Raw genomic sequence first — 23,087 nt, 5'->3', positions numbered from 1 at the left:
TGTATGTGTTCAAAATTGTATAGCCCTGGGTCTTCGCGCTATTCGTTCGCGAACTGCAAATCGATATAGCGTTTGTAGACCCCTTCTCGCTGCAGCAGCGTCTCGTGCCGGCCCTCGTCGACGACCTGGCCATCTTCCATGACGATGATCCGGTCGGCGTTCCGGACGGTCGCCAGGCGATGGGCAATGACCAGGGTGGTGCGGTCTTTCGCCGCCGTCTCGAACGCCGCCTGGATAACTTGCTCGCTCTCGGGATCGAGCGCACTGGTGGCTTCATCGAGTAACAGAACCGGGGCATTGCGCAGCACGGCGCGGGCAATCGCGATCCGCTGCTTCTGCCCGCCCGACAATGTCCCCGCCCCGGCGCCGAGCTGCGTTCCGTAACCCTCCGGCAGCGCCATGATGAAGTCATGCGCATTCGCCGCCATCGCGGCCGAGCGGACGTCTTCGTCGCTCGCACCGGGCTGCCCGAAGCGGATATTGTCGGCCACACTGCCGCTGAACAAGGGCGCGGTCTGCTGCACGACCGCGATCTGGCGGCGCAGGTCTACGGGATCGAAATGGCGAACATCCTCGCCATCGAGCCGCACGACGCCCGACGGCGGATCGTAAAATCTCAGAATGAGCTGAAAAATGGTAGACTTGCCGGCCCCCGATGGCCCGACGAGCGCCACCGTTTCACCAGGCTCGATCCGTAGATTCACATCCCGAAGAACGTCGGTCTCGGGGCGCGCCGGATAGCGGAAATCGACATTCTCGAAGGCCAGCGCCCCTTTTACAGGCTTTGATATTTTGGCCGGCTCGGCAGGCGCCGCGATATCGGTTTGGGCCTGCAACAACTCCATCAGCCGCTCTGTGGCACCGGCCGCGCGCATGACTTCGGCATAGGTTTCCGTCAGCATGCCGACGCCACTGACCGCCACGAAGGCGTACATCACGAACTGCGTCATGGCCCCGGGCGTGATCGCGCCCGATTGCACCTGAATGGCGCCATACCACAAGACTGCGATCAGCCCGGTCATGATCACCGTAAAGATCACCGCCGTCATCGCCGCGCGAACGCCGATCCGGCGCAGGGAGACGTCGAATGTGGCCTCCACGACCTCGTGGAAACGCGACCGTTCTTCCGGTTCACGGGTAAAGGCCTGCACGGTTTCGATCGCTTGCAGGCTCTCACTGGCGCGAGCCGAGGCGTTGGCCAGTTCGTCCTGCGAGGACCGCGACAGCCGTTGAACACGCCGCCCAAACAACAGGATCGGCAAGAGGATGACCGGGCCGAGGCCGAGCACCATGAGGGCCAGCTGCCAGTTGACCACGACCATCAGGATCAGCGCGCCGCTGGTGGTCGCCACTGTGCGCAGCGCCACCGAAACCGAGGAGCCGACAACCGTCTGGATCAACGTCGTGTCGGTGGTCAGCCGCGAGAGCACCTCGCCGGTGCGCGTGTGGACATAGAAGGACGGGCTGAGCGTCAATAGGTGGTCGAACACGGCTTGGCGCAGGTCCGCGACCACCCGTTCCCCCAGACGGCTGATGAAGTAAAACCGCATTGCGCTGGCCAGCGCCAGCGCCAAGGCCACGCCCATGCCGGCCACGAAATAGACCGACAAATCGTCGCCCATCGTGAAGGCCGAACAGGCCGCAGCGTCCGGAGCGCCGCCAAAACCGCAATCGACCACCAGCCGGAACGCGGCGGGCAGCACGAGCGTCAGGCTGGACGCCAGAACAAGGAATACGGCAAACGCCGCAAGAAGCCCGGGATATTGCAATATGTAAGGTACAAGGCGCCGCAAGGGCCGGGCGGTTCGGGCCTTGGCGCGATGCGCCGCATCCCGTTCGAGCTCGGCTGCGAAACTCGACCCGCGGTCACGGTCGGCCTGGTCGCGGACAGGTGAGGTTTCCGGCACGCCTCTGGCTCCCTTGTGCTGGCGCGGTCAGCCCGCCGGTTTGCGGGCAATGATGAAGACCGACTGGCCGGCCTTGGGCTCCCAGGCTTCGACAATGTCGAATCCGGCCGCCGCGATATCCTGCCGCAAAGATGGGGCTGACAGGAAGTGCACCAAGGGGGCCCGGCCAAAAAGCCGCATCAGCGCGATCATGGGGCCGTAAAGCCAGATCCGCGGCTTCAGGCAGACCGTGCTGGAGACGAAGTATCCGCCTGGCTTAAGCAGATCCCAGGCCGTGCGGATGCCCTCCCGCGGATCGTCCAGCAGATGCAGCAGGCTGTGCATCATCACCATGTCGAAACGGCCGGGATCGCCGGAGCCGGTTTCGATATCCCCGACCTCGAAACGGACATTTTCAATGCCCTGATCGGCCGCCTTGGCCCGCGCGATGCGGATCATTTCCGGCGACACGTCGACCGCCCAGACATGCGCCACGTGCGGCGCGTGAATGAGCGCGGTGGTCCCGGTCCCGCACCCGATCTCGGCAATCTCGAAATCATCCGCGAACAGGGCCCGCGTCATCGCCAGCTTGCGCTGATAGGCGTCCTCGTCGGCCACTGGCTGCGCCGCGTATTTCTCGGCAATCCGGTCCCAGAACTTGGCTTTGTCAGTCATCTTCCTGCGTCCTGCATCTGTTGTGACGGCTTCATACACATGCGCAACCGAATGATAAATTGCGATTATCGGGCTGACTGTTATACGAATACGTATGAATTGGCGTGCCATATCCTTTGACTGGAATCAGATTCGCGCCTTCCTCGCTACGGTCGAGGAAGGCAATTTCAGCGCGGCCGCCAAAGCCCTCGGCTCGACCCAGCCGACGCTGAGCCGGCAGATTTCCGCGCTTGAGGCGCAATTGGGAATCACCCTGTTCCAGCGTGGCAAGCGGTTCATGATCCTGACCTCCGCCGGCCGCGAACTGGTCGATCATGTCCGCCAGATGGCCGAGGCCGCGACCCGCGTCTCGCTCGCCGCGTCGGGACAGGCGGCGGAACCGGCAGGCCTGGTCACGATCTCCGCAACCGGCTTCACCGCTGCGGCCGTGCTGCCCGATGTCGTCCGCGAACTGGCACGTCAGGCACCCCTGATCGAGGTTGAGATTATCGCCTCGCGCGAGGTCAGCGATCTCAACAAGCGCGAGGCCGACATCGCCATCCGGCACGGCCAACCCACCCATCCCGACCTGATCGCCCGCAAGCTGATGACAGATACCGGCAGCCTGTATGCGCATCGGGACTGGATCGCCGCCCATGGCATGCCGGCAAGCCTCGACGATCTCGCCGGGCGCAGCTTCATCGGTTTCGATCGGCCCGATATTGTTGTCGCGGGTCTCGCCGAGCGCGGTCTCGTCCTGCAGGCCGGGGATATTCGCTATCGCAGCATTAGCGGTCAGGTCGTCCTCGAACTGGCCCGTGCGGGGCTGGGCCTGACCGTGCTCACCCGCACGCTGGCCGACCGCTATCCGGAATTGGTGCCGGTCCTGCCCGAGGCCTTCTCGGTCGAGGTGCCGACCTGGCTCGTATCGCACAGCGAATTGCGCACCAGCAACCGCGTGCGCATCGTCTTCGACCTGATCGCCGACGCCTTCGCACAAATGAAAACGGGCGGCCCCAAGGACCGCCCGTCTGCAAAGGTATCGGCGAAAGCCTAGCGCTTCGAGAACTGGAAGCTCCGGCGCGCTTTCTTGCGGCCATACTTCTTGCGTTCCACCACGCGGCTGTCGCGGGTCAGGAAGCCTTCGGACTTCAGCGCCCGGCGCAGTTCCGGCTCGTAGAGTGTCAGCGCCTTAGAGATGCCATGACGCACCGCACCAGCCTGGCCGGACAGTCCGCCGCCCTTGACCGTGCAGATCACGTCGAACTCGTCCTTGCGCTCGGCCACTTCGAACGGCTGTTGCAGCATCATGCGCAACACCGGGCGTGCGAAGTATGTTTCTTGGTCGCGGCCATTGACCGTGATCTTGCCATTACCGCGCTTGATCCAGACGCGGGCAATCGCGTCTTTTCGCTTGCCGGTCGCATAAGCACGGCCGTGCTCGTCGATCTGCGGCTCCGGAAGGGCTTCAGCCTCATCGGCGACAACCGGGGAATCCGATTCCTGCAGCGCGTCCTTGAGGTCTTCGAGGGAATGAGTGGTCTCGGACATCGGTCTAGCTCCGGACGTTCTTGGAATTCATCGACTTGAAGTCGATGGCTTCCGGCTGTTGGGCTTCATGCGGATGTTCCGCACCGGCATAAACGCGCAGCTTGGAGAACTGCGTGCGAGCGAGCGGGCTGTCTTTTGGCAGCATGCGCTTGACCGCCAGTTCAACAACGCGCTCGGGATGCTGGCTGCGCAGGATTTTCTCCGGCGACGTTTCCTTGATACCACCCGGATGGCCGGTATGGCGGTAATAGCGCTTGTCGCCCAGCTTGTTGCCGGTGAACCGGATCTTGTCGGCATTGATGACGACAACATGGTCGCCCGTGTCGACATGCGGCGTGAAATCGGGGCGATGCTTGCCGCGCAGGCGGGTGGCGACGAAAGCCGCGAGACGGCCGACAACGGCGTCTTCGGCGTCAACGACGATCCACTTGTTTTCCACCTCCGCTGGCTTTGCGGTATAGGTTTTCATGACTGATCTCTTCGAACTATTGCCGGCAACCGGCTCGTTGAGCCGCGCGACTTACGGAAATGTTCATGACGCGTCAACTTGAATTTCATTCGCTCATGAATTCAAGGGGTTGAGCATGCGGTATCTAAATACCGCAACTTATCGCCTGCCATTACAGTCGCCCGATCCGAGGGCCTGAACGCTGAAACGGACTCGCATTGGCACCCGGTACATTCGCGGCGTGACGCCCGCTGGCCCTATATGTACCATTGTGGCTGACACCTGTTGTGAATGCAGCCGAAATAGCGAGTTTTTTGGACCATGATCTCCCCCCGATGGCAGCCTGATTTTCTTCAACGCCCAGCCGAAACCGCCGCGCGCCCTTGGCGCCCATGGTCACTGGCGCGTTGCGCAGTGCTGATGGCAGGCGCAGCGATCCTGGCGGGGTGCAGCCCGTCTTCGACTCCGGACGAAGCGCCGGCCACGGACGCATCGCCCGTTCGCGATGGTTATCTCGAACTGGTGTCGACAGGTGTCATGGAGCCGGTCGAAACCGAGGGCGTGTCTGCGGTGGCTTTTCTGCCCGATCCGTCAACGGCCTGGGCCGGCTTGATCGCCGTGGCCAGTACGGAAGGCGGAATTGATCTCTACAATGCCGACGGCGAGGCCGTGAATCGCATGACCGGTCCGCGTCTGTGGGGCTTGGCGTCCGCGCCAGGCTTCCAGCTGCGTGGCGAATCCTTGCCGCTGATTTTTGGCGCCGATCGTAACACCAATCTCGTGCGGGCGTATGCGGTTTTGAGAACCGGCCCCGAAATCATCGAAGCACCGATCGAGCCCATCGGCCCTGCCGGGGATATTGCAGCGGTTTGTAGGCTCGGCGAAGGCATTGGCTATGTCGATCTGATGGTGCTGTCCCGTAGCACCACGGCCGAGATCTGGCGGGTCTCCGATACGGGCGGCGAATTGATCGGCGCCGAACGCCGAGCCCGGTTCGATTTGCCGGCCCCCGCCCGCACCTGTAGCGCCGCCGATGGCAGTATCTATGCATCCGGTCCGGCAGGGGGAGTTTTCCGGCTCGGGAGCGACGGAAATGTGCTTGAACAGATTGATGGTTTTGCCAGCAGCCTGGCCGCCGGTGAATTCCTCGGCCGCCCCGTCCTGATACTATCGGACGGGATATCCCAAACCCTCGAAATTCGCGATGGAGCTTCGCTCGACCTGATCGGAAACGTCATCATCCGCAACGGCTTTTCAATCCCGGGCGTTCAGCAGCCCGGCGCGATCGCGGCAACAGACGCATCCTTCGGCGGCGCATCGTATCAAAGCGGGCTGGTCGCCATCGCCGACGAAACCGATGGCCGCGTCCGCTTGATTGCCCGCGAAACCTTCGCGCGCGGCATCACGATCGTGAACTAGCGCATCAGATCCGTCGCAATTTCCAGCTCACGATTGCCGCTGCGGTGAACAGCGCGATCGCGCCCGCCTGGTGCAATAGCGATAGCGACAAGGGCGCGGCGTGTACCAGCGTCGTGATGCCCAGGACGATCTGGATCAGCGTCAGACCGCCAATCCAGAGTGCGGCTTGGCGCAAGTCACGGCCGCCATCTCGCCAGAACAACACGCATAGGACAGCCGCAAACAGCGCCACCAGATAGCCCGTCCAACGATGATGCAATTGCACCGCAGGCCGGCTTTCGAAGGCGGCCTGCAGCCAACCCATGCCGGACAGATAGCCGTCCGGGATCAAGCGCCCCTCCATAAGCGGCCATGTTGTGTAGATGCGGCCCGCATCAAGTCCGGCGACAAAGGCGCCCAGCACGATCTGGATGAAAACGAGCACCCAGAACAGGCCGGCCAGCGATGCGTGCCGGTGCGCCGGCCGGCTGCTGATGCCAAACCGCGCATCCAGTGCGATCCAGACGGTGAGTCCGAGGATAACAAAGGCCATGCCGAGATGCGTGGCGAGCCGGTACTGGCTGACATCCAGCCGGTCGACGAGGCCGCTCGACACCATCCACCAGCCGATCGCACCCTGCAATCCGCCGAGCGCGAACAGTCCGAGCAGCGGCCATTTGAGCCGGGCCGGTATCATGCCGCGCCACCAGAAAATGGCGAACGGCACGGCGAAGGCGATCCCGATTATCCGGCCAAGGAAACGATGGCCCCATTCCCACCAATAGATGAACTGGAACTCGCCCATGGACATGCCCCGGTTCTGGACCTGGTATTCGGTCGTCGACCGGTAGAGCTCAAGCTCCGCTTCCCAGCCGGCCTGCGTCAGAGGCGGGATGGTGCCGGTCACCGGCCGCCATTCGGTAATCGACAAACCTGAATCCGTAAGGCGTGTCGCGCCGCCAACCAGGATCATGGCAGCAACCATACCGGCGATGACGAGGAGCCAGATATAGACGGGCTGGCTGGTCTGGGGTCGGGCAAGGGACATGGCAACTCCTTTCGCTGCTGACTTACCTGCGGCGGCGGCGAAGGCAAGTCCGGGTGCCTATTCGCCGCAGGTGGCAAAAGGGGCTCGCCTGCCGGAATTCTCGCGCTAGTCTTTCGCTCAACAAAGCGACCGATGGGGAGACAAATGAGCGATCTCGAATCATTCCACGACGAGACCCGGGCCTGGCTGGAAGCCAATTGCCCGGACTCGATGCGGCTTCCAATGAAAAGTGAAAAAGACATCTGCTGGGGCGGAAAACGTTTCGAGTTTGCCAGTGAGGACCAGAAGCTCTGGCTCGAACGCATGGCCGCGAAAGGCTGGACGTGTCCGACCTGGCCTGCGGAATACGGTGGCGGCGGTCTGTCGAAAGATGAGGCGCAAGTGCTCAAGGAAGAGATGGAACGCATCAAGGCGCGTCCGCCTCTTATTTCCTTCGGTATCTGGATGCTCGGGCCGGCGCTCCTCAAATACGGTACCGAAGAGCAGAAGACGCACTATTTGCCGCAAATTACGCGCGGCGAGATTCGCTGGGCGCAAGGGTATTCCGAACCGGGCGCCGGCTCCGACCTGGCCGCGCTGCGCACCAAGGGCGAGGACAAGGGTGATCATTGGGTGGTCAATGGTCAGAAGGTCTGGACCAGCTATGCCGATGAATGCGACTGGATTTTCGCGCTCGTCCGTACAGAGCCGGACGCGCCGAAACATCTCGGCATTTCATTCCTCCTGATCGACATGACCTGGAACGGGGTGTCGACCAAACCGATCAAGCTGATTTCCGGCAAGTCACCCTTCTGCGAGACCTTCTTCGATGATGTGAAAGTGCCAAAGGAGAACATCGTCAACGAGCCGGGCCGCGGCTGGGACGTGGCGAAATATCTCTTGTCGCATGAGCGCGCCAATATTGCGGGCGGCGGCAGCGGCGCGCAGATGAATCCGGTCAACGCCGCCCACAAATCGGGCGAGGTGGACGCAGACGGCCGCGTCGCCGATCCGATCCTGCGCGGTGACATCGCCCGCCTCACAATCGACGCCCTCGCCTTCGAGACGACATTGCAGCGCATCAAGGACCAGGCCGACAGCGGCCAGGGCGTCGGCGCGAAAGCATCGATGCTCAAATACTATGGCACCGAGCTGAACAAGCGCCGTCACGAACTCAACATGTCAGCGCTCGGCACGGACGGCCTGCTCTGGGAAGGTGACAAACCGGAGGATGGAGACCCGGCCCGCTCCTGGCTGCGCTCACGCGCCAATTCGATCGAGGGCGGCACGTCCGAGATCCAGCTCAATATTCTGGCCAAGCGCGTGCTTGAGCTTCCCGGCGGTTAAGCGGAGAGACCCGAACCATGACGTATCTTCTGTCCGAAGAAGAACAGATGCTCCGCGACAGCGCGAAAGCATTCCTCGAGGAAAAATCACCGGTCTCCGAGCTCCGTCGACTACGCGATGAGGGCTGCAAGGACGGTTTTCGCCACGCCGTCTGGCGTGAAATGGGCGAGATGGGCTGGAACGGTATCGTCATTCCCGAGGAATATGGCGGCGTTGACATGGGCTACACGGCCGCCGGCCTGATCCTTCAGGAGATGGGCCGGACGCTGGCCGCCACGCCCTTCCTCGCCTCGTCTATCCTGTGCGCGACGGCGCTGCGCCTAGCCGGAACGGAAGCGCAGAAAGACCAACATCTGCCGAAGATCGCAACCGGCGAAAAAGTCTACGCCCTCGCGGTCGACGAGAAGGCGCGCCATGACGCCGAGTCCATCGAGACGCACGCGAGCAAGGACGGCAATGGCTTCAAGCTCAACGGCAAGAAGCGTTTCGTGGTCTGTGGCAATGGCGCCGACATGCTGATCGTCGCGGCCAAGACCGATAATGACGGGATCGGCCTTTTCCTCGTCGACCCAAAGACGGATGGTGTCAGCCGCACGCTGCGCCGCTCGATCGATAGCCATGCACCGGCCGAGATCGATTTCGACAATGTCCGCCTCGAGGGCGACGCTTTACTCTCGGAAACCGAGGATGGCCGCGCCCTGCTCGACACCGTACTGAATGCCGGACGGGCCTGCCTCGCTGCCGAACAGCTCGGCATCGCCGAGGAAGCCTTCGAACGCACGATCGACTACATCAAGGAACGCGAGCAGTTCGGACAGAAGATCGGCTCCTTCCAGGGCTTGCAGCATCGCGCCGCGCACCTCCTCACCGAGGTCGAGATGACACAGTCACTGGTCATCAAGGCGCTCCGGCAGCTCGATGAATCGCCGTCGCAGGCGCCGCTCTGGATTGCCGCCGCCAAAGCCAAGGCCACCAAGGTCGGCCGATTGGCCGCCGCTGAGGCCATCCAGATGCATGGCGGCGTTGGCATGACCGACGAATACGAAATCGGCTTCTTCTATAAGCGGGCCCAGGCCGCCGGGGAATTCCTGGGCGATGACGCCTGGGGCGCGGCCCAAGTCGCCACGATGAGCGGCTATTAGGAGCGAGCCGATCTGTCGGAAAGAGCCGCGTCCCCGGATGCGGCTTTTTCTCTGCCATCCTGCCGCCGCAATTGCTTTGCCTCATGCTGTCCTGGCAGGGAGGACGGAATGGCGATGACATCCATCACGCGCGCACACGGCCGCGGCGGCGTAACGGCGCGATTGCTCATTCTTGTGTCCGGTGTCTGCCTGGCAGCGGGTCTGCTGACCCCGATGCTGGAAACCCGGCGTCTGATCTTCTTCGCCGATGCCCACTCGCTGCTGGATGTCACCCAGGCGCTGCTTGAAGGCGGCCAGCTCCTCCTCGGGCTCGTCATCTTGGTGTTTTCGATCCTGTTTCCGATCGGCAAGACCATCTATCTCGCGGCCGTGAACGCCGGCTGGGCACGCGGTCAGACTGTTTTGCGCTGGGTCGACCGGCTCGGTAAATGGTCGATGATGGACGTGCTGATCGCCGCCCTCATCGTCTTTACCCTGTCGGGCGACCGGGCCATCCAGATTGCCGAACAGCCCGGCCTCTACTTCTTCACAGCGGCCATTTTCGGCCTCATGATTGCGTCCGGGCTGATTGTCCGCGACAGGCCCTGATCAGCAGTCTTCCAGGCGCCCCAGATTCTTGCAGATCGTGAAATTGCCGCGCCAGGTCGCATCCCCCGAATTGCGGTAATAGACGATATAGCGGCGCGGCCCGATACGCGGACCGAACACCACGCGGGCACCATGGGTCGCATTCTGGAAATACACCCAGGTCGTGCCGGACCGGCTGTACTCTTCCATGCAAAGCGCCGTGGCAATTTCCACCGCCTCGTCCACCGACGGGTCGGCATTGACCAGTTCCAGCGCTTCAAGCCGCCGGCGTAAACGTGGCTCGGTCAAACGCGCCGGGGCACAGGCATCATAGGCAGCGACGTCGAACTCGCCGGACACCGGCGCGCTGCGGCCCGTCCGATTCTCGGCGGCGAATGTGAAGCCATAAGCGCCTTCGGTACCCGGCAGAGTGCCGGAAATCACGCCGGTCAACTCATTGAATTCATGGCTCCCGCTTGGCGGCGAGATCAGCACGAAGCGATCGATCGCAATCGACGAATCGGCATGATCGTCGAGATCGATCGCAAATTCGCCGTCCGTATCGTCCGCCAGACTGAAAGCCGTTACCACCGGTGACGGCAGCGCCGTCACGGTGATCGCCGCGGTCGCCGGCGCTGACCAGCCTGCCGCATTGCCCGCGCGATAGGTGAATGTGTCATCGCCCGCCGAACCACCCGCGACATAGCTATAGGCGCCGGTGGTGCCGTCGAGCGTCACCGTTCCGCGGGTGGGTTGGGTGACGATCTCGAAGCGGTCGTAATAGCCTGCTGCGAGCGTTGCCAGATTTCCGCTTACCGTCTCGTATGACCGCAGGGTCTGCGCGTCATCGCCAATTGATGGCGGCGCGAGATCCCCCTCGTCACGGATCGCGACCGAAGTCGACCCCCTCACCTCGCCATCCACCTTCATCTGGAACTGCAGGCGCTGACGTGCGTTGAACGGGGTCACGTAATCCGACCGCACAAAAACGCCGAATGTCGGCGTGTCGCCGCCATCAATCGTCAATGTCAGCGAATCTGCCGGCGCGGCCAGGCACGCACCGCCGGAGCCGGTCTGGCAAACCTGCGCCGTGGACGGCAGACCAGGATCGAGCGATGTCGCGCTCACCGTGACATCCCCCGCGCCGCCGAGATTGAGCGTCGCAACCGAAAACACACCGCGCCGTCCGGCCGGAATGTCGACGATGCCATTGGCATTGATTGTCGCGGCGAGCGCAATCAGGTCGGGACCGCCACCGGTATCGGCGCCCAGATCGATCGTATTGAGCCCGGGCGAGACCAGTGGCATCGGAATGTTGTCGCATGTTGCATAGGGCGCGAAACGCACCGTTTCGGTGATGTCGGCCGACGGTGTAATCGAGATCATGAACGTCTGAAAAGCTCCGGCGGCGATATCGACCGGCGTATCGGCACTTCCGGTCAGCGCATTGGTCGCCGGATCGGTCGTTTGATAGCTGAAGCTGTCGCGATAAGGCCCGTGATGTTCAATGATGCAGTTGGTGCCATCGACGCTGCCAGGATTGATCACCGTCATGAACGCCGTCGCGGCGGTATTTGTCGCAATGTAGCGGCTGGTCGGCAGCACCGCACTGCGCAGACGCGTGTTCGGCGTACCGCGGGAGGGTTGATCCACGGCATAGGTGGCCAGTGCTTGGGTCGCATCGGCGCCATTGCCCGCAGGATCGTCAATGGGAACACCACAGCGGCTTCCGCGTTCCGGGCACACCACATCAGGATCGGAAAACTGCGGCGTGCGGCCGGTGCCGTATGCCATCACCGAGGTGAAAATACCGCCATCCGCGGTCGCGCTGTCAATGCGATAGCCACGCGCCCAATCGACCGGCACGCCGCGGGAGTCCGCACAATTGTCCTGACCCGGATCGCATTCCGTCGCCACGCCATGGCTCAAACCCATATTGTGACCGGTCTCATGTGCCAGCGTCAGCCCGTTATGGCAGACATTGATGTGGGACCGCCCGAACAGGCTCGACGTTGGATTGTGCACATAGCCCAACCCGCAAAAACTCTCGCGGTCCGAATCGTAGACCCGATTGAGTGAAATGACGTCCGTTTGCAGCGCATCGATCCGATCCTGGAGCCCCGTGAAAATGCCGCTGCGCCCACCCAGATCCGTAAGCAGCGTGTCGCTGGCGTAATCACGCTCCACGTCCATGAACTGGAGTTGGGTGAGATCGGCGGTCAGGGGAACGCCCGAATTGACCAGCGCCGTCGTCAGGTTTCCGATATCCGTCGCCGCCAGATCGGGCAGCCCCCAGCCATGGGTCTCGATCATCTCGATGTCGTAGAAATAGAGGAAATCGAGAACGTCCGAACCGGCCTTCGGCGAATCGAATTCGTCTTCAGCCATTGCTTCGGTCAATGGCGGGCGTGTGGTGTCCAGAAGTCCGTCATCCACAAGGTCCGGCAGGTCAGCCGGCGTCCGGAGGACATGAGCCCGCACACCCGCGGGCACGATCTCGAACTCGCGCTCACCGTCCCAAATCCGGCCATAGGTGGCGTTCAACCCGACATGGATCAGCACGCGTCCGGCCCCGCCTTCGAATTCGATCTGGAGATGGCGGCCACCGCTGGCCGTCGGCCGGTTCAATGTGACGACGCCATCGGGAGTCTGGCCATCCGGGAGCGGAACTCGGACTGCATCACCCGGCATCAACCGCGGCAGCCGGTCCGATATGCCCACTCGCGCAGCAAAGGCATCGGTTTCCACCGTTTCGAGCGTCGGTTCGCCATCCGGCTCGCTGGCCGCGATCATCGGCAGTTCCCACGCCGCCGGCACTTGGGCGAAGGCCGCTGCCGGCATCAGCAGAAGACACAGACTCAATACGACTCGCATGCTCGAATTCTCCCTTTGGGAGAACTCTGCCTGACAGCGGCACGCGATCAAACCACAATTCGTATGTGGAAATGGTCGGAGCGGCGAGATTTGAACTCGCGACCCCCGGTCCCCCAGACCGGTGCGCTAACCGGGCTGCGCCACGCTCCGAACCGAATTGAGCAGACGCACGGGGCGGCTGCAGGGGAAGCGTCTTATAGGAGCGCCGTCTCCCGACGGCAACCGCGGAAGTTAGTCGGATTGCCGCGAGGCAAGGGCCTCATCAAGGCGCGTTTTTGCGGCTTTCAACCGGCCGATCACCGCTGCGAATGGCGTATTGCCATCCGCAGCGCTAGGCGCCGGCACAAAACGGTCAGCAATCGGCTGCACATCGGGCGCACCGCCTTCCGCAGCACCAATCTGCGCCACAGCGGCAACGCCGTTCTCCCGCAGATATTTCTGCGCGCCCTTGATGGTGTAGCCCTGCTCATACAGCAAGGCACGGATGCCGCGGAGCAATTGAAGATCGCTGGGCCGGTACAAGCGCCGGCCGCCCGCGCGCTTCACAGGCTTGATCTGCGAAAACCGGCTCTCCCAGAAACGCAACACGTGCGCGGGGAGATCGAGCTCGCCCGCGGCCTCGCTGATCGTCCGGTAAGCTTCGGGATCCTTGCGCGTCACTTGCGTGCCTTACGAATGACCGGCGTCGACTTTTTCTTTCAGCACCTGCGATGGCTTGAAGGTCAGCACACGCCGCGGCTCGATCGGTACTTCCTCGCCCGTCTTCGGATTGCGACCAATGCGGCCGCTCTTATCGCGCAGAAGGAAGGATCCGAAGGACGACAATTTGACCGATTCACCGTTCGCCAGCGAGTCGGAAATCATACCCAGAACCGACTGAACGAGATCTGAGGATTCCTGTCGCGACAGTCCGATTTTCTGGTGAACGGCATCAGCAAGGTCGGCTCGCGTTACGGTTTTACCGGACATTTTATTCCCCCAATGGACGAGCCTAGGCTAGTCTCAACAGACCAGCCCCGTCAATGTGTTAGCTCGATCAGAAGGTTAAAAACGCACCAATGCAGAGCCCCAGGTGAGGCCGCCGCCCAGAGCTTCCAGAAGACACAAATGACCGCGCTGAATTCGACCGTCCGCTACCGCTTGATGGAAGGCCAGCGGGACCGAGGCTGCAGACGTATTGCCATGCCGCGCAACCGTGGAGACAACTTTGTCCCGCGAAATCTTGAGCTTGTCGGCCACACCTTCAAGAATCCGCTGATTAGCCTGATGCGGCACGAACCAGTCGATGTCCGCGATGTCGATAGCTTCGCGTTCCAGCAATCTTTCCATCGAGTTGGAGATCTTTTTGACAGCGTGTTTGAAGACCGCCGGCCCTTCCATTGTCAGGAATCCGGACGTCTTCGTCGCGGAGACACCGCCCGTCGTTTTGAGCAGCGGCGTGTATCGTCCTTCACAGCGGAGGTCATAACCCAAAAGCCCCGAATTTCCTTCCTGGCTGCGTTCGAGCACCCAGGCACCTGCGCCATCGCCGAACAGTACACAGGTGGAACGGTCTTCCCAGTCGAGAATGCGCGACATCGTCTCGGCGCCGATCACCAAGGCGCGGTTAAAAACCCCTCCCTTTAGCAGTCCGTCCGCGACGGCCAGCGCATAGATGAAGCCCGAGCACACAGCCTGAACGTCAAACGCCGCACCCTGGCGCAAGCCGAGCCGGTCCTGGATCAATGCCGCGGTTGAGGGAAACACCAGATCGGCGGTGGTCGTCGCCACAACGATCAGGTCGATATCATTCGCGTCCAGCCCCGCATCGGCGAGCGCGGCTTTGGCAGCCTGATATCCCAGATCCGATGTGGTCTGCGATTCATCGGCAATCCGGCGCTCGGAAATACCCGTTCGCGCACGGATCCATTCGTCGCTGGTATCGACGAAGGTGGAAATCTCCGCATTGGTGAGAACGCGTTCGGGAAGATAGGCACCTTGCCCGGCCACCCGGCAGATTGATTCGGTCACGTGACGCTTTCGGCTTGCTGCTCTTCCGCCTCATGCAGGCGGGTCAGATTCGATTCGATTTCGGTGAGGAAATGGCTGCCGGCAATGTCTATGCCGAGGCCGAGCGCGGTGGCAAATCCCTCCCCGTCAGTGCCACCATGACTTTTCACCACCATTCCATTCAATCCCAACAGCACGCCGCCATTGATGGACCGGGGATCAAGCTTGGCCCGCAGATGATCCAGACCGCCCATTTGAAGGAAGGCCGCGCCGATCTTCGCGGTCATTGAACTGGTGAAGGCTTCTCGCATCCAGTGCGCGACGAGTTTCACAGCGCCTTCGGCGGTTTTCAGCGCGATATTACCGCTGAATCCATCGGTTACGACGACATCCGTGACGCCGAGCGAAATGTCGTCGCCTTCCACGAAGCCATAATAGTTGAGGTCCAGCGCGGCTTCGCGGATCAAACGCGCGGCCGCACGAACGGTGTCATTCCCTTTCAGCTCTTCCTGGCCGACATTGAGCAATCCGACCGACGGTTTTTCAGATCCGTGTACGGCGCGGTGAAAGGCTTCGCCCATGATCGCGAATTCGACGAGCTGGGACGGCCCGCACTCAACATTGGCACCGACGTCGAGCACAACGGTATGTCCGCGCGGCGTCGGCCAGCTCGCCGAAATCGCGGGCCTGTGCACGCCCTTCTTCATACGCAACACGACTTTCGAGATCGCCATCAAGGCACCGGTATTTCCGGCGGAGACCACCACGTCCGCATCGCCTGCCTTGACCGCGGCGAGCGCGTTCCACATCGACGAACCGCGTGACCGCCGGACGGCTTCGCTCGGCTTGTCGGTCATCCGGACTTCGGTTGCAGTGTGTTGCAAGGTCACGCGTTCACGCGCTTCGGCATCCAGCTTCGCGACCAGCGGCTCCAATTGCGCCGCATCTCCATGAACGAGAAAACGCGCCGGCGTGTCCGGCCGGCGCTTCAAGATGTGCGCGATGCCCTCGATGGTGATGGACGGACCGTGATCGGCGCCCATAGCATCGACGGATATGATCGGTGCGGTTTGTGTCATGCCTGCCGTAAGCCGTGCGCGGCGCGCCGACGCTGTGAAATACCGGCGCGACCTTAGTCGAACAGCTCATCGATGCAAGCCGGTCGGGCGTCAGCTAATCAGCTGTTGAAGTCCGGAAAATCAAGGACCTCGGCCGGAGGTCCGGCCAGCAAATCGGCCCTTGCCAATCGCGTTTCAGCCGCGAGGAAGTATCGCGCTAGCGCCGCCGCATCGCCCGCCAACTCATCGCCAAATACATTTCGCCTGACGGCGGCTGCCAGGGCAACTTCATCCCCCGCATCGGCAGCTTCTGCATACGCCTTGAAGCGTCCGTAGAAGACTTCGGCCATCGCCCTTACCTTTTTGCCGATACTGGTATCCCCTATGCCCATTTCGCGCATCGCGTAATCCATGTCCTTGAAAAAGTATTCGAACAGCGATTGGCCAGCCGCTTTTCCGCGCTCGCCTTGCTTATTCAATTGCCGGATAACGACAATGACATGCAGTGAGATCAGCTCGAACCGGCCTTCCGGCGTATCGGGAACACCGCCATTAGTATAGAATTGCGGCCGGCGGGCGGTCTCGACGATACGATCGTAAAGAGCCGAGACATGAGATTGTGCCTGAGTCCGGGGCTTGAAGATCGACCACATGCGATGGACACTCCCTTGCATTCGCCCTTGAAGCTATGCTCGGGCTTGGCTAGGTCAACGCGGCAAGTTTTCATCCGCTGGGAGTCAGGGTTTATTTCATGAAGCGCGCATTGCTATTGGCTGTAGCAGCCGGAACTGTTCTTGCGGCCGGGTGTACGCCCGTCCTGCGGAATCACGGCTTCATCTACGTCGATGGCGAGGTTCCGGAAATCGTCCCGGGCGAAGACAATCAGGCCACCGTGCTTGATCGGCTCGGCAGCCCCTCCACCCAGGGCGTCTTTGAATCGACGACCTGGTATTACATGTCGGATACGCGCCAGTCGCTGGCCTATCAGCGGCCGCAAACCAGCTATCGCCGGATCCTGGAAATCCAGTTCGACGAAGCCGGCAGCGTAACTGCGGTGAACGAGTACAACATGCAGGATGGCCGCCGCGTCGCCCTCGTCGATCGCGAAACACCGACACCGGGCCGCGAAATGAGCATTTGGGAACAATTGTTCGGCAATATCGGCAATCTTCCGGCTGAACAGTTCGGCGGAGAACAGAACCTGCCGGGTGGCGCAGGCGGACCGCGCCGCGACGAATAGGCGATTTCACGTTCCGGCAAATGAAAAAAGCCCCGGCCTTTCGACCGGGGCTTTTCTTTTGCGTCGATCAGACCGCCTACATGTGGGCGATCACCGCCAGCAGCAGCAATGCCACGATATTGGTGATCTTGATCATCGGGTTCACGGCCGGACCCGCCGTATCCTTGTAGGGATCGCCAACCGTATCGCCGGTCACCGCCGCCTTGTGCGCTTCCGAACCCTTCTCGTGCAGCACACCATCGGAATCGGTGAAGCCGTCCTCAATCGCCTTCTTGGCATTGTCCCAGGCACCACCGCCCGAGGTCATCGAGATGGCCACGAACAGCCCGGTCACGATCACGCCGAGCAACATGGCGCCAACGGACGACAGAGCCGGTCCCGGTCCCGCAATCCACATGATGGCGAAGAACAGGATGATCGGCGACAGCACCGGAAGCAGCGACGGCACAATCATCTCGCGGATTGCCGCCTTGGTCAGCAAGTCGACCGCGCGGCCGTAATCCGGACGCTCGGTTCCCTGCATTATGCCCGGCTTCTCGCGGAACTGGCGGCGCACCTCGACCACGACCGATTGCGCGGCGCGGCCCACGGCCATCATCGACATGCCGCCGAACAGGAAGGGCAGAAGACCGCCGAACAGCAAACCGACAACGACATAAGGGTTCGACAGCGAGAAGTTGACGACATTCGCCGTGACCTCTGTGCCGCCATAGATGAGGTCGGCGAAGAAGCCTTCCCCATTGGCTGTTTCAATGAAGTGCTGGATATCCGCTGTGTAGGCGGCAAACAGGACCAGCGCACCTAGACCGGCCGAGCCGATGGCATAGCCCTTGGTGACGGCCTTGGTCGTATTACCCACCGCGTCGAGTGCATCCGTGGTGGCCCGCACTTCGCTGGGAAGCTCAGCCATTTCGGCAATGCCGCCTGCGTTGTCCGTGACAGGACCGAAAGCATCAAGCGCCACGACCATGCCGGCCAGTGCCAGCATGGTGGTCACGGCGATGGCGATGCCGAACAGACCCGCCAGTATGTAGGTGCCGATGATGCCCGCAATAATCACCAGGGCCGGCAAAGCGGTCGCTTCGAGCGAGACTGCAAGACCCTGAATGACGTTGGTGCCATGACCGGACACCGATGCCTGCGCAACCGAGCGGACGGGGCGTGCCGAAACGCCGGTATAATATTCAGTGATCCAGATGATCAGACCCGTCACCGCGAGACCGACAAGGCCGCACAGGAACAGGTTCATTCCGGTGATGTTCGAACCGTCGGCGATCGGCCCCATGCCGTTCGGCGCCACGAAGTAGACCGCCGCATAAACCGCCGGAATGGACAGCACAGCCGACGCGATGAAGCCTTTGTAGAGCGCGCCCATAATGTTGTTGGACTTGCCGAGGCGCACGAAGAAGGACCCGATGATCGAAGTCACGATACAGACGGCGCCAATGGCCAGCGGCAACAGCATCATCGGTCCGGCTGCGCTTGCATAGAAAATCGAGGCCAGCACCATCGTCGCAACGACGGTCACCGCATAGGTTTCGAACAGGTCGGCGGCCATGCCGGCACAGTCGCCGACATTGTCGCCGACATTGTCCGCGATGGTGGCCGCATTACGCGGATCGTCCTCCGGAATACCGGCTTCGACCTTGCCGACCATGTCGCCGCCGACATCCGCACCCTTGGTGAAGATACCGCCGCCGAGACGCGCGAAGATCGAGATCAGCGACGCACCGAAGCCGAGCGCCACCAGGGCGTCGATCACGGTCCGGCTCGCCGGCTCGAAGCCGAGCGACATCAGGACATAGAAGTAGACCGCCACGCCCAGCAGCGCGAGACCGGCCACGAGCATGCCAGTTACGGCACCCGAGCGGAACGCCATCGACAGCCCGCCGGCCAGGCTTTTTGTGGCGGCTTGCGTCGTGCGCACGTTGGCGCGCACCGAGATCAGCATGCCGATAAAGCCGGCAACACCGGACAGCACCGCGCCGATCACGAAGCCGAGCGCCACCAGCCAGCCGAGCAGAAGGCCGACCACGATGGTCACGACCACTCCGACAATCGCGATCGTCATGTATTGCCGCTTCAGATAGGCATTGGCGCCTTCCTGGATCGCAGATGCGATTTCCTTCATGCGGTCATTCCCGGCGTCCGCCGCCAGAATCGACCGGCTTTGCACGACGCCGTAAATGACGGCGAGCAGGCCGGCGAGAATAACCAGTCCCAATTCCATGTTCATGGCTTAGAGCCTTTCATCCCAAATCGTTATGACTGTGAGGAGATGATGGACGGGCTTGGCACCTCAAGAATCGGTGTGCGGCCCCTCCCCCCCGCGGAAAGTGGCCGGAATATGCCCAAACGCCCAGGCCGGTGCAACACACCGGCCTGCATGAATCGGGACGAACTGAAATTTATCGGATCAGCCGCACATCCGGCGTCATAATGGCCATGCGCTGGATCACGCCTTCGCCGAAATGATCCGACAGCGTCGCCATCCAGACTTCGGTCGTGCGCTCAATGTCGATCGTGTCGCCGCTTTCCGCCGTCAGATTGGTCCGGTGACTGGCGCGGATCAGCCGGTCGAGCGCGAAGTGCACATTCTCCACGACAGCGCTGGTCCGCTGCCCTTCCGCGACCAGCACGCGCGAGTGAATGTAGGCATAGCCATTCAGGCGGTTGTCAGTCACCAACGGAACGACAATCGCCGGCATCACCACGACGCGCGGATTGCCTTCGTCGACACCGAGCGCTTCGATCGCCGAGGAATGCTCCGCTTCATAGGACCCCTCACCGAGTGTCCAGTCGATATCGATCAAATTGCTTGACGTGCGGCTACTACCCCCACCGCCGCCCGCGTGGGCGAGCGGTGCAGTCAGAACCATCAGGGCCGAAAGGGCAATTGCGAGCGGCTTCATGCCTGCCTGTTTATCAGAGCGGCCTCAAAAATGCGTAAATCCGCGCCGGGAAATTTCCACCGGCTTTCCTGATGCATCGAGCATCAAAACGCCCTCACCTGAATGGCAGGTTCCAACCCGCGTCACCGGAACGCCGGCCTTATTGGACGCTTGCGCGATCGCATCGCGGCGGGACACCGGCGCACAGAACAACAGCTCGTAATCGTCGCCGCGTGACGCCAGCGTGACCAATGCCTCCACCGGATCGTCCTCAGCATTCACCCAGCTCTTGGCGGCATCAGACAGCGGCAGCTGTGTCAAGTGAAGCCGAAGGCCCAGCCCGCTTGCCGCCGCAACATGACCCGCATCCGCTATCAAGCCATCGGAGATATCGATGGCGGCGGAGATATTGCCACGGAGCGCCGCGGCCAATTCGTGCCGCGGTTGGGGCAAGAGATAGCGCTCGTTCAAAGCGTCCCGCTGCGCCGCGTTCAGCCCCGTCTGCTTCGCGGCGGCCAAGCCGAGCCCGGCATCGCCAATCGTGCCGGACACATACACATCTTCGCCCGGCTTCGCGGCAGACCTTCGGAGCGGCGCATCGGTTTCACCGAGCGCCGCAAATGTGACAACCAGCCGGTCACCTCCCCGTGTCGTATCGCCACCAATCAGCGGAATATCGAAATGTGTGAGGTCTGTTTTCAGCCCCTCGGCGAACGCCGCCATCGCATCCGGAGCCGCTTTGACCGGCCACACGATTGACAAGAGAACCGCGTGCGGGTCCGCGCCCATGGCAGCCAGATCGGACAAATTCACCCGCAGCGCCTTGCGCGCCACCAGATCCCAGGGATCGCCTTTGCGGAAATGCACCCCTTCGACCAACGTATCTGTTGTGATCACAAGACCGGAACGCGAGGCGATCTGGGCCGCATCATCGGTCAGGCCAAAGGCGCCCTCACAGCCGGCCGCTAAAGGCGCCAGATACTGCGCGATATAGTCGAATTCGCCGAGGCGGCTCACGCCGCCCCATCCTGTGGCCGCAACATCTTGGCTAGCCGGTCGAGCACACCGTTCGCGAAAGCGGTCTCACGGTCACCGAAGAACGAGCCGGCTAAGTCCACATAGGCTCGCAGGATCGCACCCGCCGGATAGTCACGCGATTGCATCAGTTCGAACGTGCCACAGCGCAGAATGGCCCGGAGGGTCGGGTCAAGCCGGTCGACCGACCATTTCTCGCTAAGCACACCGGCAATCTGCTGATCGATCAGCGGCAGCGCACCGCCCGTACCTTCTGCAACGCGCTCGAATAGCCCCGCATCCGCCGTTTCTCCAAGACGGTGGTCGCGGAACTGGGCGATAATCGCCGCGATAGGCCGCTCGTCCTGCTCGAACTGGAACAGTGCCTGAATGGCGGCAAGGCGAGCGGCCGGCTTGGGCTTCAGCGCCGCGATCATTTGATCGTCAGCTTCCATCAGGCCGCTCCAAAACGTTCGCGCAGGGCGATCATTGCCAGACAGGCCCGCGCCGCATCACCGCCCTTGTCGCGTTCGCCTGCCCGTTTCATGGCCTGATCCCGGTTTTCGACAGTGAGAATGCCGTTGCCGATGGCGATACCTTCCAGCGTCAGATCCATCAATGCCCGGGCCGATTCGCCGGCCACGTAATCATAATGGCTGGTCTCACCGCGGATGACGCAGCCAAGGGCAACATAGCCGTCGAACCGCGTACGGCTTTTCACCGCTGATGCTATGGCACCCGGAATTTCCAGGGCGCCCGGCACTTCAACGATCTCGACCTCGGCCTCGCTGAGCGCCGCTTGCGCGCCCGTCAGCAATGCGGCGCTGACATCCTTGTAGTACGGCGCAACAATGATCAGAACGTGCGGTTTGCCATTCATGAATCCAAGTCTCCAAGCTTAAGGGTCGCACGGATCGACAGGCCATAGCCTTCGAGCCCGACAATCGTCTGCGGCGCCGTCGTCAGCAAATCCATCTCGCCCACTCCCAGATCGGTCAGGATCTGGGCGCCAATACCGTATTCGCGGAGCCGCCTTTCCTCGCGCTTCTCGTCGGGCTCGACCGGCTTCGCACCAAAACGCTCTCGGATCGCATTGAGATTGGTTTCACGGATGAACACCATCACCGCCGGCCCGTCATGCTGCGCGAGCGTCTGCATGGCGATCTCGACCAAGCCCGAACGCGGCCCCGTCGCCGCGATCACATCATCGACGAAACTCACCTTGTGCATACGCACCAGCGTCGGATGATCGGCTTCCGGCTGGCCTTTGACCAGCGCGACATGCTCAAACCCGTCGACCAGGCTGCGATAGACCACCAGGTTGAAAATGCCGCCCCAATGACTCTCGAACGGAACTTCGGCACGGCGCTCGATGAACAAGTCATTGCGCCGGCGATAGGCGATCAGATCGGCGATCGTACCGATTTTTAGCCTGTGCAGCTGCGCGAACGCCACGAGATCGGGCATCCGCGCCATGGTGCCGTCTTCATTCATGATCTCGCAGATCACACCGGAAGGGATGAGGCCCGCTAGCCGCGCCACATCGACCGCCGCCTCTGTATGCCCGGCCCGTACCAGCACGCCGCCATCCCGCGCAATGAGCGGAAAAACATGGCCCGGCGTGACGATATCGTCCTTGTCCCGGACCGGATCGATCGCCGTGGCGATGGTCAACGCGCGGTCATGCGCGGAAATCCCGGTGGAGACCCCTTCCCGCGCCTCGATGGATACCGTGAACGCGGTCTGGTGCCGGGTCCGGTTATTCGACGACATCATTTCCAGACCGAGCGCGTTCGCGCGTTCGCCGGTCAATGACAAGCAAATCAGGCCACGCCCATGGCGCGCCATGAAATTCACGGCTTCGGGCGTCGCGAATTGCGCCGGAATAACAAGATCTCCCTCATTCTCGCGATCGTCGGCATCGACAAGGATAAACATCCGCCCGTTGCGAGCGTCCTCGATAATGTCTTCGATGGGCGAGAGCGGTGTGTCGCTGGCCAT

General features: G+C 62.0%; 23 protein-coding genes and 1 tRNA gene. 6 read left to right on the top strand and 18 right to left on the bottom strand.

The window, feature by feature from the left end; translation table 11 throughout:
• Window positions 1–38: 38 nt before the first annotated feature.
• The gene (locus tag ACO08C_RS00310) at window positions 39–1,907 is read right to left on the bottom strand and encodes an ABC transporter transmembrane domain-containing protein (protein ID WP_421786505.1); all 1,869 of its coding nucleotides are present in this window, start codon (window positions 1,905–1,907) and stop codon (window positions 39–41) included.
• Between the two features lie 27 nt (window positions 1,908–1,934).
• Entirely contained in the window at window positions 1,935–2,561 is a 627-nt protein-coding gene (locus ACO08C_RS00305) for a class I SAM-dependent methyltransferase (protein WP_421786503.1), read from the bottom strand.
• Between the two features lie 94 nt (window positions 2,562–2,655).
• On the opposite strand from ACO08C_RS00305, the gene ACO08C_RS00300 reads away from it, so the two are divergent.
• Window positions 2,656–3,597, top strand: a complete 942-nt coding sequence (locus tag ACO08C_RS00300) for a LysR family transcriptional regulator (RefSeq protein ID WP_421786502.1) — start codon at window positions 2,656–2,658, stop codon at window positions 3,595–3,597.
• Here the strand turns inward: ACO08C_RS00300 and rpsI are convergent.
• Both rpsI and rplM read right to left on the bottom strand, forming a co-directional pair.
• Window positions 3,594–4,091: a 30S ribosomal protein S9 gene (gene rpsI / locus ACO08C_RS00295; RefSeq protein WP_421786500.1), complete on the bottom strand. Its 498-nt coding sequence runs from the start codon at window positions 4,089–4,091 to the stop codon at window positions 3,594–3,596. The genes ACO08C_RS00300 and rpsI overlap by 4 nt on opposite strands.
• A gap of 4 nt (window positions 4,092–4,095) precedes the next feature.
• Entirely contained in the window at window positions 4,096–4,560 is a 465-nt protein-coding gene (rplM, locus tag ACO08C_RS00290) for a 50S ribosomal protein L13 (RefSeq protein WP_421786499.1), read from the bottom strand.
• Window positions 4,561–4,959: 399 nt separating this feature from the next.
• Here rplM and ACO08C_RS00285 point away from each other — a divergent pair, with 399 nt between their 5' ends.
• Window positions 4,960–5,958: a hypothetical protein gene (locus ACO08C_RS00285; protein ID WP_421786497.1), complete on the top strand. Its 999-nt coding sequence runs from the start codon at window positions 4,960–4,962 to the stop codon at window positions 5,956–5,958.
• 4 nt (window positions 5,959–5,962) lie between these two features.
• Here the strand turns inward: ACO08C_RS00285 and ACO08C_RS00280 are convergent, their stop codons facing one another.
• Window positions 5,963–6,985, bottom strand: a complete 1,023-nt coding sequence (locus tag ACO08C_RS00280; protein ID WP_421786495.1) for a COX15/CtaA family protein — start codon at window positions 6,983–6,985, stop codon at window positions 5,963–5,965.
• A gap of 144 nt (window positions 6,986–7,129) precedes the next feature.
• Here ACO08C_RS00280 and ACO08C_RS00275 point away from each other — a divergent pair, with 144 nt between their 5' ends.
• The 3 genes from ACO08C_RS00275 (at window position 7,130) to ACO08C_RS00265 (ending at window position 10,041) form a co-directional block, all read left to right on the top strand.
• Complete coding sequence (locus tag ACO08C_RS00275) at window positions 7,130–8,311, top strand: acyl-CoA dehydrogenase family protein (RefSeq protein WP_421786493.1); 1,182 nt, start codon at window positions 7,130–7,132, stop codon at window positions 8,309–8,311.
• Between the two features lie 17 nt (window positions 8,312–8,328).
• Window positions 8,329–9,453: an acyl-CoA dehydrogenase family protein gene (locus ACO08C_RS00270; RefSeq protein ID WP_421786491.1), complete on the top strand. Its 1,125-nt coding sequence runs from the start codon at window positions 8,329–8,331 to the stop codon at window positions 9,451–9,453.
• Between the two features lie 108 nt (window positions 9,454–9,561).
• The gene (locus ACO08C_RS00265; protein ID WP_421786490.1) at window positions 9,562–10,041 is read left to right on the top strand and encodes a paraquat-inducible protein A; all 480 of its coding nucleotides are present in this window, start codon (window positions 9,562–9,564) and stop codon (window positions 10,039–10,041) included.
• Here ACO08C_RS00265 and ACO08C_RS00260 read toward each other — a convergent pair whose 3' ends face one another.
• From ACO08C_RS00260 to ACO08C_RS00230, 7 genes are all read right to left on the bottom strand, one after another.
• On the bottom strand, window positions 10,042–12,894 hold the full coding sequence (locus ACO08C_RS00260) for a reprolysin-like metallopeptidase (protein WP_421786488.1): 2,853 nt from the start codon (window positions 12,892–12,894) through the stop codon (window positions 10,042–10,044).
• 72 nt (window positions 12,895–12,966) lie between these two features.
• Window positions 12,967–13,044: transfer RNA gene (locus tag ACO08C_RS00255), tRNA-Pro, on the bottom strand.
• 81 nt (window positions 13,045–13,125) lie between these two features.
• Window positions 13,126–13,554, bottom strand: a complete 429-nt coding sequence (locus ACO08C_RS00250) for a MerR family transcriptional regulator (protein ID WP_421786486.1) — start codon at window positions 13,552–13,554, stop codon at window positions 13,126–13,128.
• Between the two features lie 9 nt (window positions 13,555–13,563).
• On the bottom strand, window positions 13,564–13,863 hold the full coding sequence (locus ACO08C_RS00245) for an integration host factor subunit alpha (protein WP_421786485.1): 300 nt from the start codon (window positions 13,861–13,863) through the stop codon (window positions 13,564–13,566).
• Window positions 13,864–13,938: 75 nt separating this feature from the next.
• Window positions 13,939–14,904 (bottom strand): beta-ketoacyl-ACP synthase III, encoded by a 966-nt coding sequence (locus ACO08C_RS00240; RefSeq protein WP_421786484.1) that lies wholly within the window; start codon window positions 14,902–14,904, stop codon window positions 13,939–13,941.
• Entirely contained in the window at window positions 14,901–15,962 is a 1,062-nt protein-coding gene (plsX, locus tag ACO08C_RS00235) for a phosphate acyltransferase PlsX (RefSeq protein WP_421786483.1), read from the bottom strand. The genes ACO08C_RS00240 and plsX overlap by 4 nt, the downstream gene beginning before the upstream one ends.
• Before the next feature lie 98 nt (window positions 15,963–16,060).
• Window positions 16,061–16,594, bottom strand: a complete 534-nt coding sequence (locus ACO08C_RS00230; RefSeq protein WP_421786482.1) for a ubiquinol-cytochrome C chaperone family protein — start codon at window positions 16,592–16,594, stop codon at window positions 16,061–16,063.
• Between the two features lie 98 nt (window positions 16,595–16,692).
• On the opposite strand from ACO08C_RS00230, the gene ACO08C_RS00225 reads away from it, so the two are divergent.
• Window positions 16,693–17,181: an outer membrane protein assembly factor BamE gene (locus ACO08C_RS00225; protein WP_421786481.1), complete on the top strand. Its 489-nt coding sequence runs from the start codon at window positions 16,693–16,695 to the stop codon at window positions 17,179–17,181.
• A gap of 76 nt (window positions 17,182–17,257) precedes the next feature.
• Here ACO08C_RS00225 and ACO08C_RS00220 read toward each other — a convergent pair whose 3' ends face one another.
• From ACO08C_RS00220 to ribB, 6 genes are all read right to left on the bottom strand, one after another.
• Window positions 17,258–19,417, bottom strand: a complete 2,160-nt coding sequence (locus tag ACO08C_RS00220) for a sodium-translocating pyrophosphatase (RefSeq protein ID WP_421786480.1) — start codon at window positions 19,415–19,417, stop codon at window positions 17,258–17,260.
• A gap of 172 nt (window positions 19,418–19,589) precedes the next feature.
• Window positions 19,590–20,093, bottom strand: coding sequence for a hypothetical protein (locus ACO08C_RS00215; RefSeq protein ID WP_421786479.1), 504 nt, complete (start codon window positions 20,091–20,093; stop codon window positions 19,590–19,592).
• 24 nt (window positions 20,094–20,117) lie between these two features.
• Window positions 20,118–21,089, bottom strand: coding sequence for a thiamine-phosphate kinase (gene thiL, locus ACO08C_RS00210; RefSeq protein ID WP_421786478.1), 972 nt, complete (start codon window positions 21,087–21,089; stop codon window positions 20,118–20,120).
• The gene (nusB, locus tag ACO08C_RS00205; RefSeq protein WP_421786477.1) at window positions 21,086–21,541 is read right to left on the bottom strand and encodes a transcription antitermination factor NusB; all 456 of its coding nucleotides are present in this window, start codon (window positions 21,539–21,541) and stop codon (window positions 21,086–21,088) included. Before nusB ends, thiL begins: the two co-directional genes overlap by 4 nt.
• Window positions 21,541–21,966 carry a 6,7-dimethyl-8-ribityllumazine synthase gene (gene ribH / locus ACO08C_RS00200; RefSeq protein WP_421786476.1) on the bottom strand — a complete coding sequence of 142 codons (426 nt, stop codon included), beginning with the start codon at window positions 21,964–21,966 and terminating at the stop codon, window positions 21,541–21,543. The genes nusB and ribH overlap by 1 nt, the downstream gene beginning before the upstream one ends.
• Window positions 21,963–23,087 (bottom strand): 3,4-dihydroxy-2-butanone-4-phosphate synthase, encoded by a 1,125-nt coding sequence (ribB, locus tag ACO08C_RS00195; RefSeq protein ID WP_421786475.1) that lies wholly within the window; start codon window positions 23,085–23,087, stop codon window positions 21,963–21,965. The genes ribH and ribB overlap by 4 nt, the downstream gene beginning before the upstream one ends.

Origin of the sequence: Hyphobacterium sp., from assembly GCF_965229905.1 — a bacterium.
In the GTDB taxonomy this organism is placed as follows: domain Bacteria; phylum Pseudomonadota; class Alphaproteobacteria; order Caulobacterales; family Maricaulaceae; genus Hyphobacterium.
The sequence above is the reverse complement of the archived record's forward strand: the minus strand, read 5'-3'. Positions and strand labels throughout refer to the sequence as shown.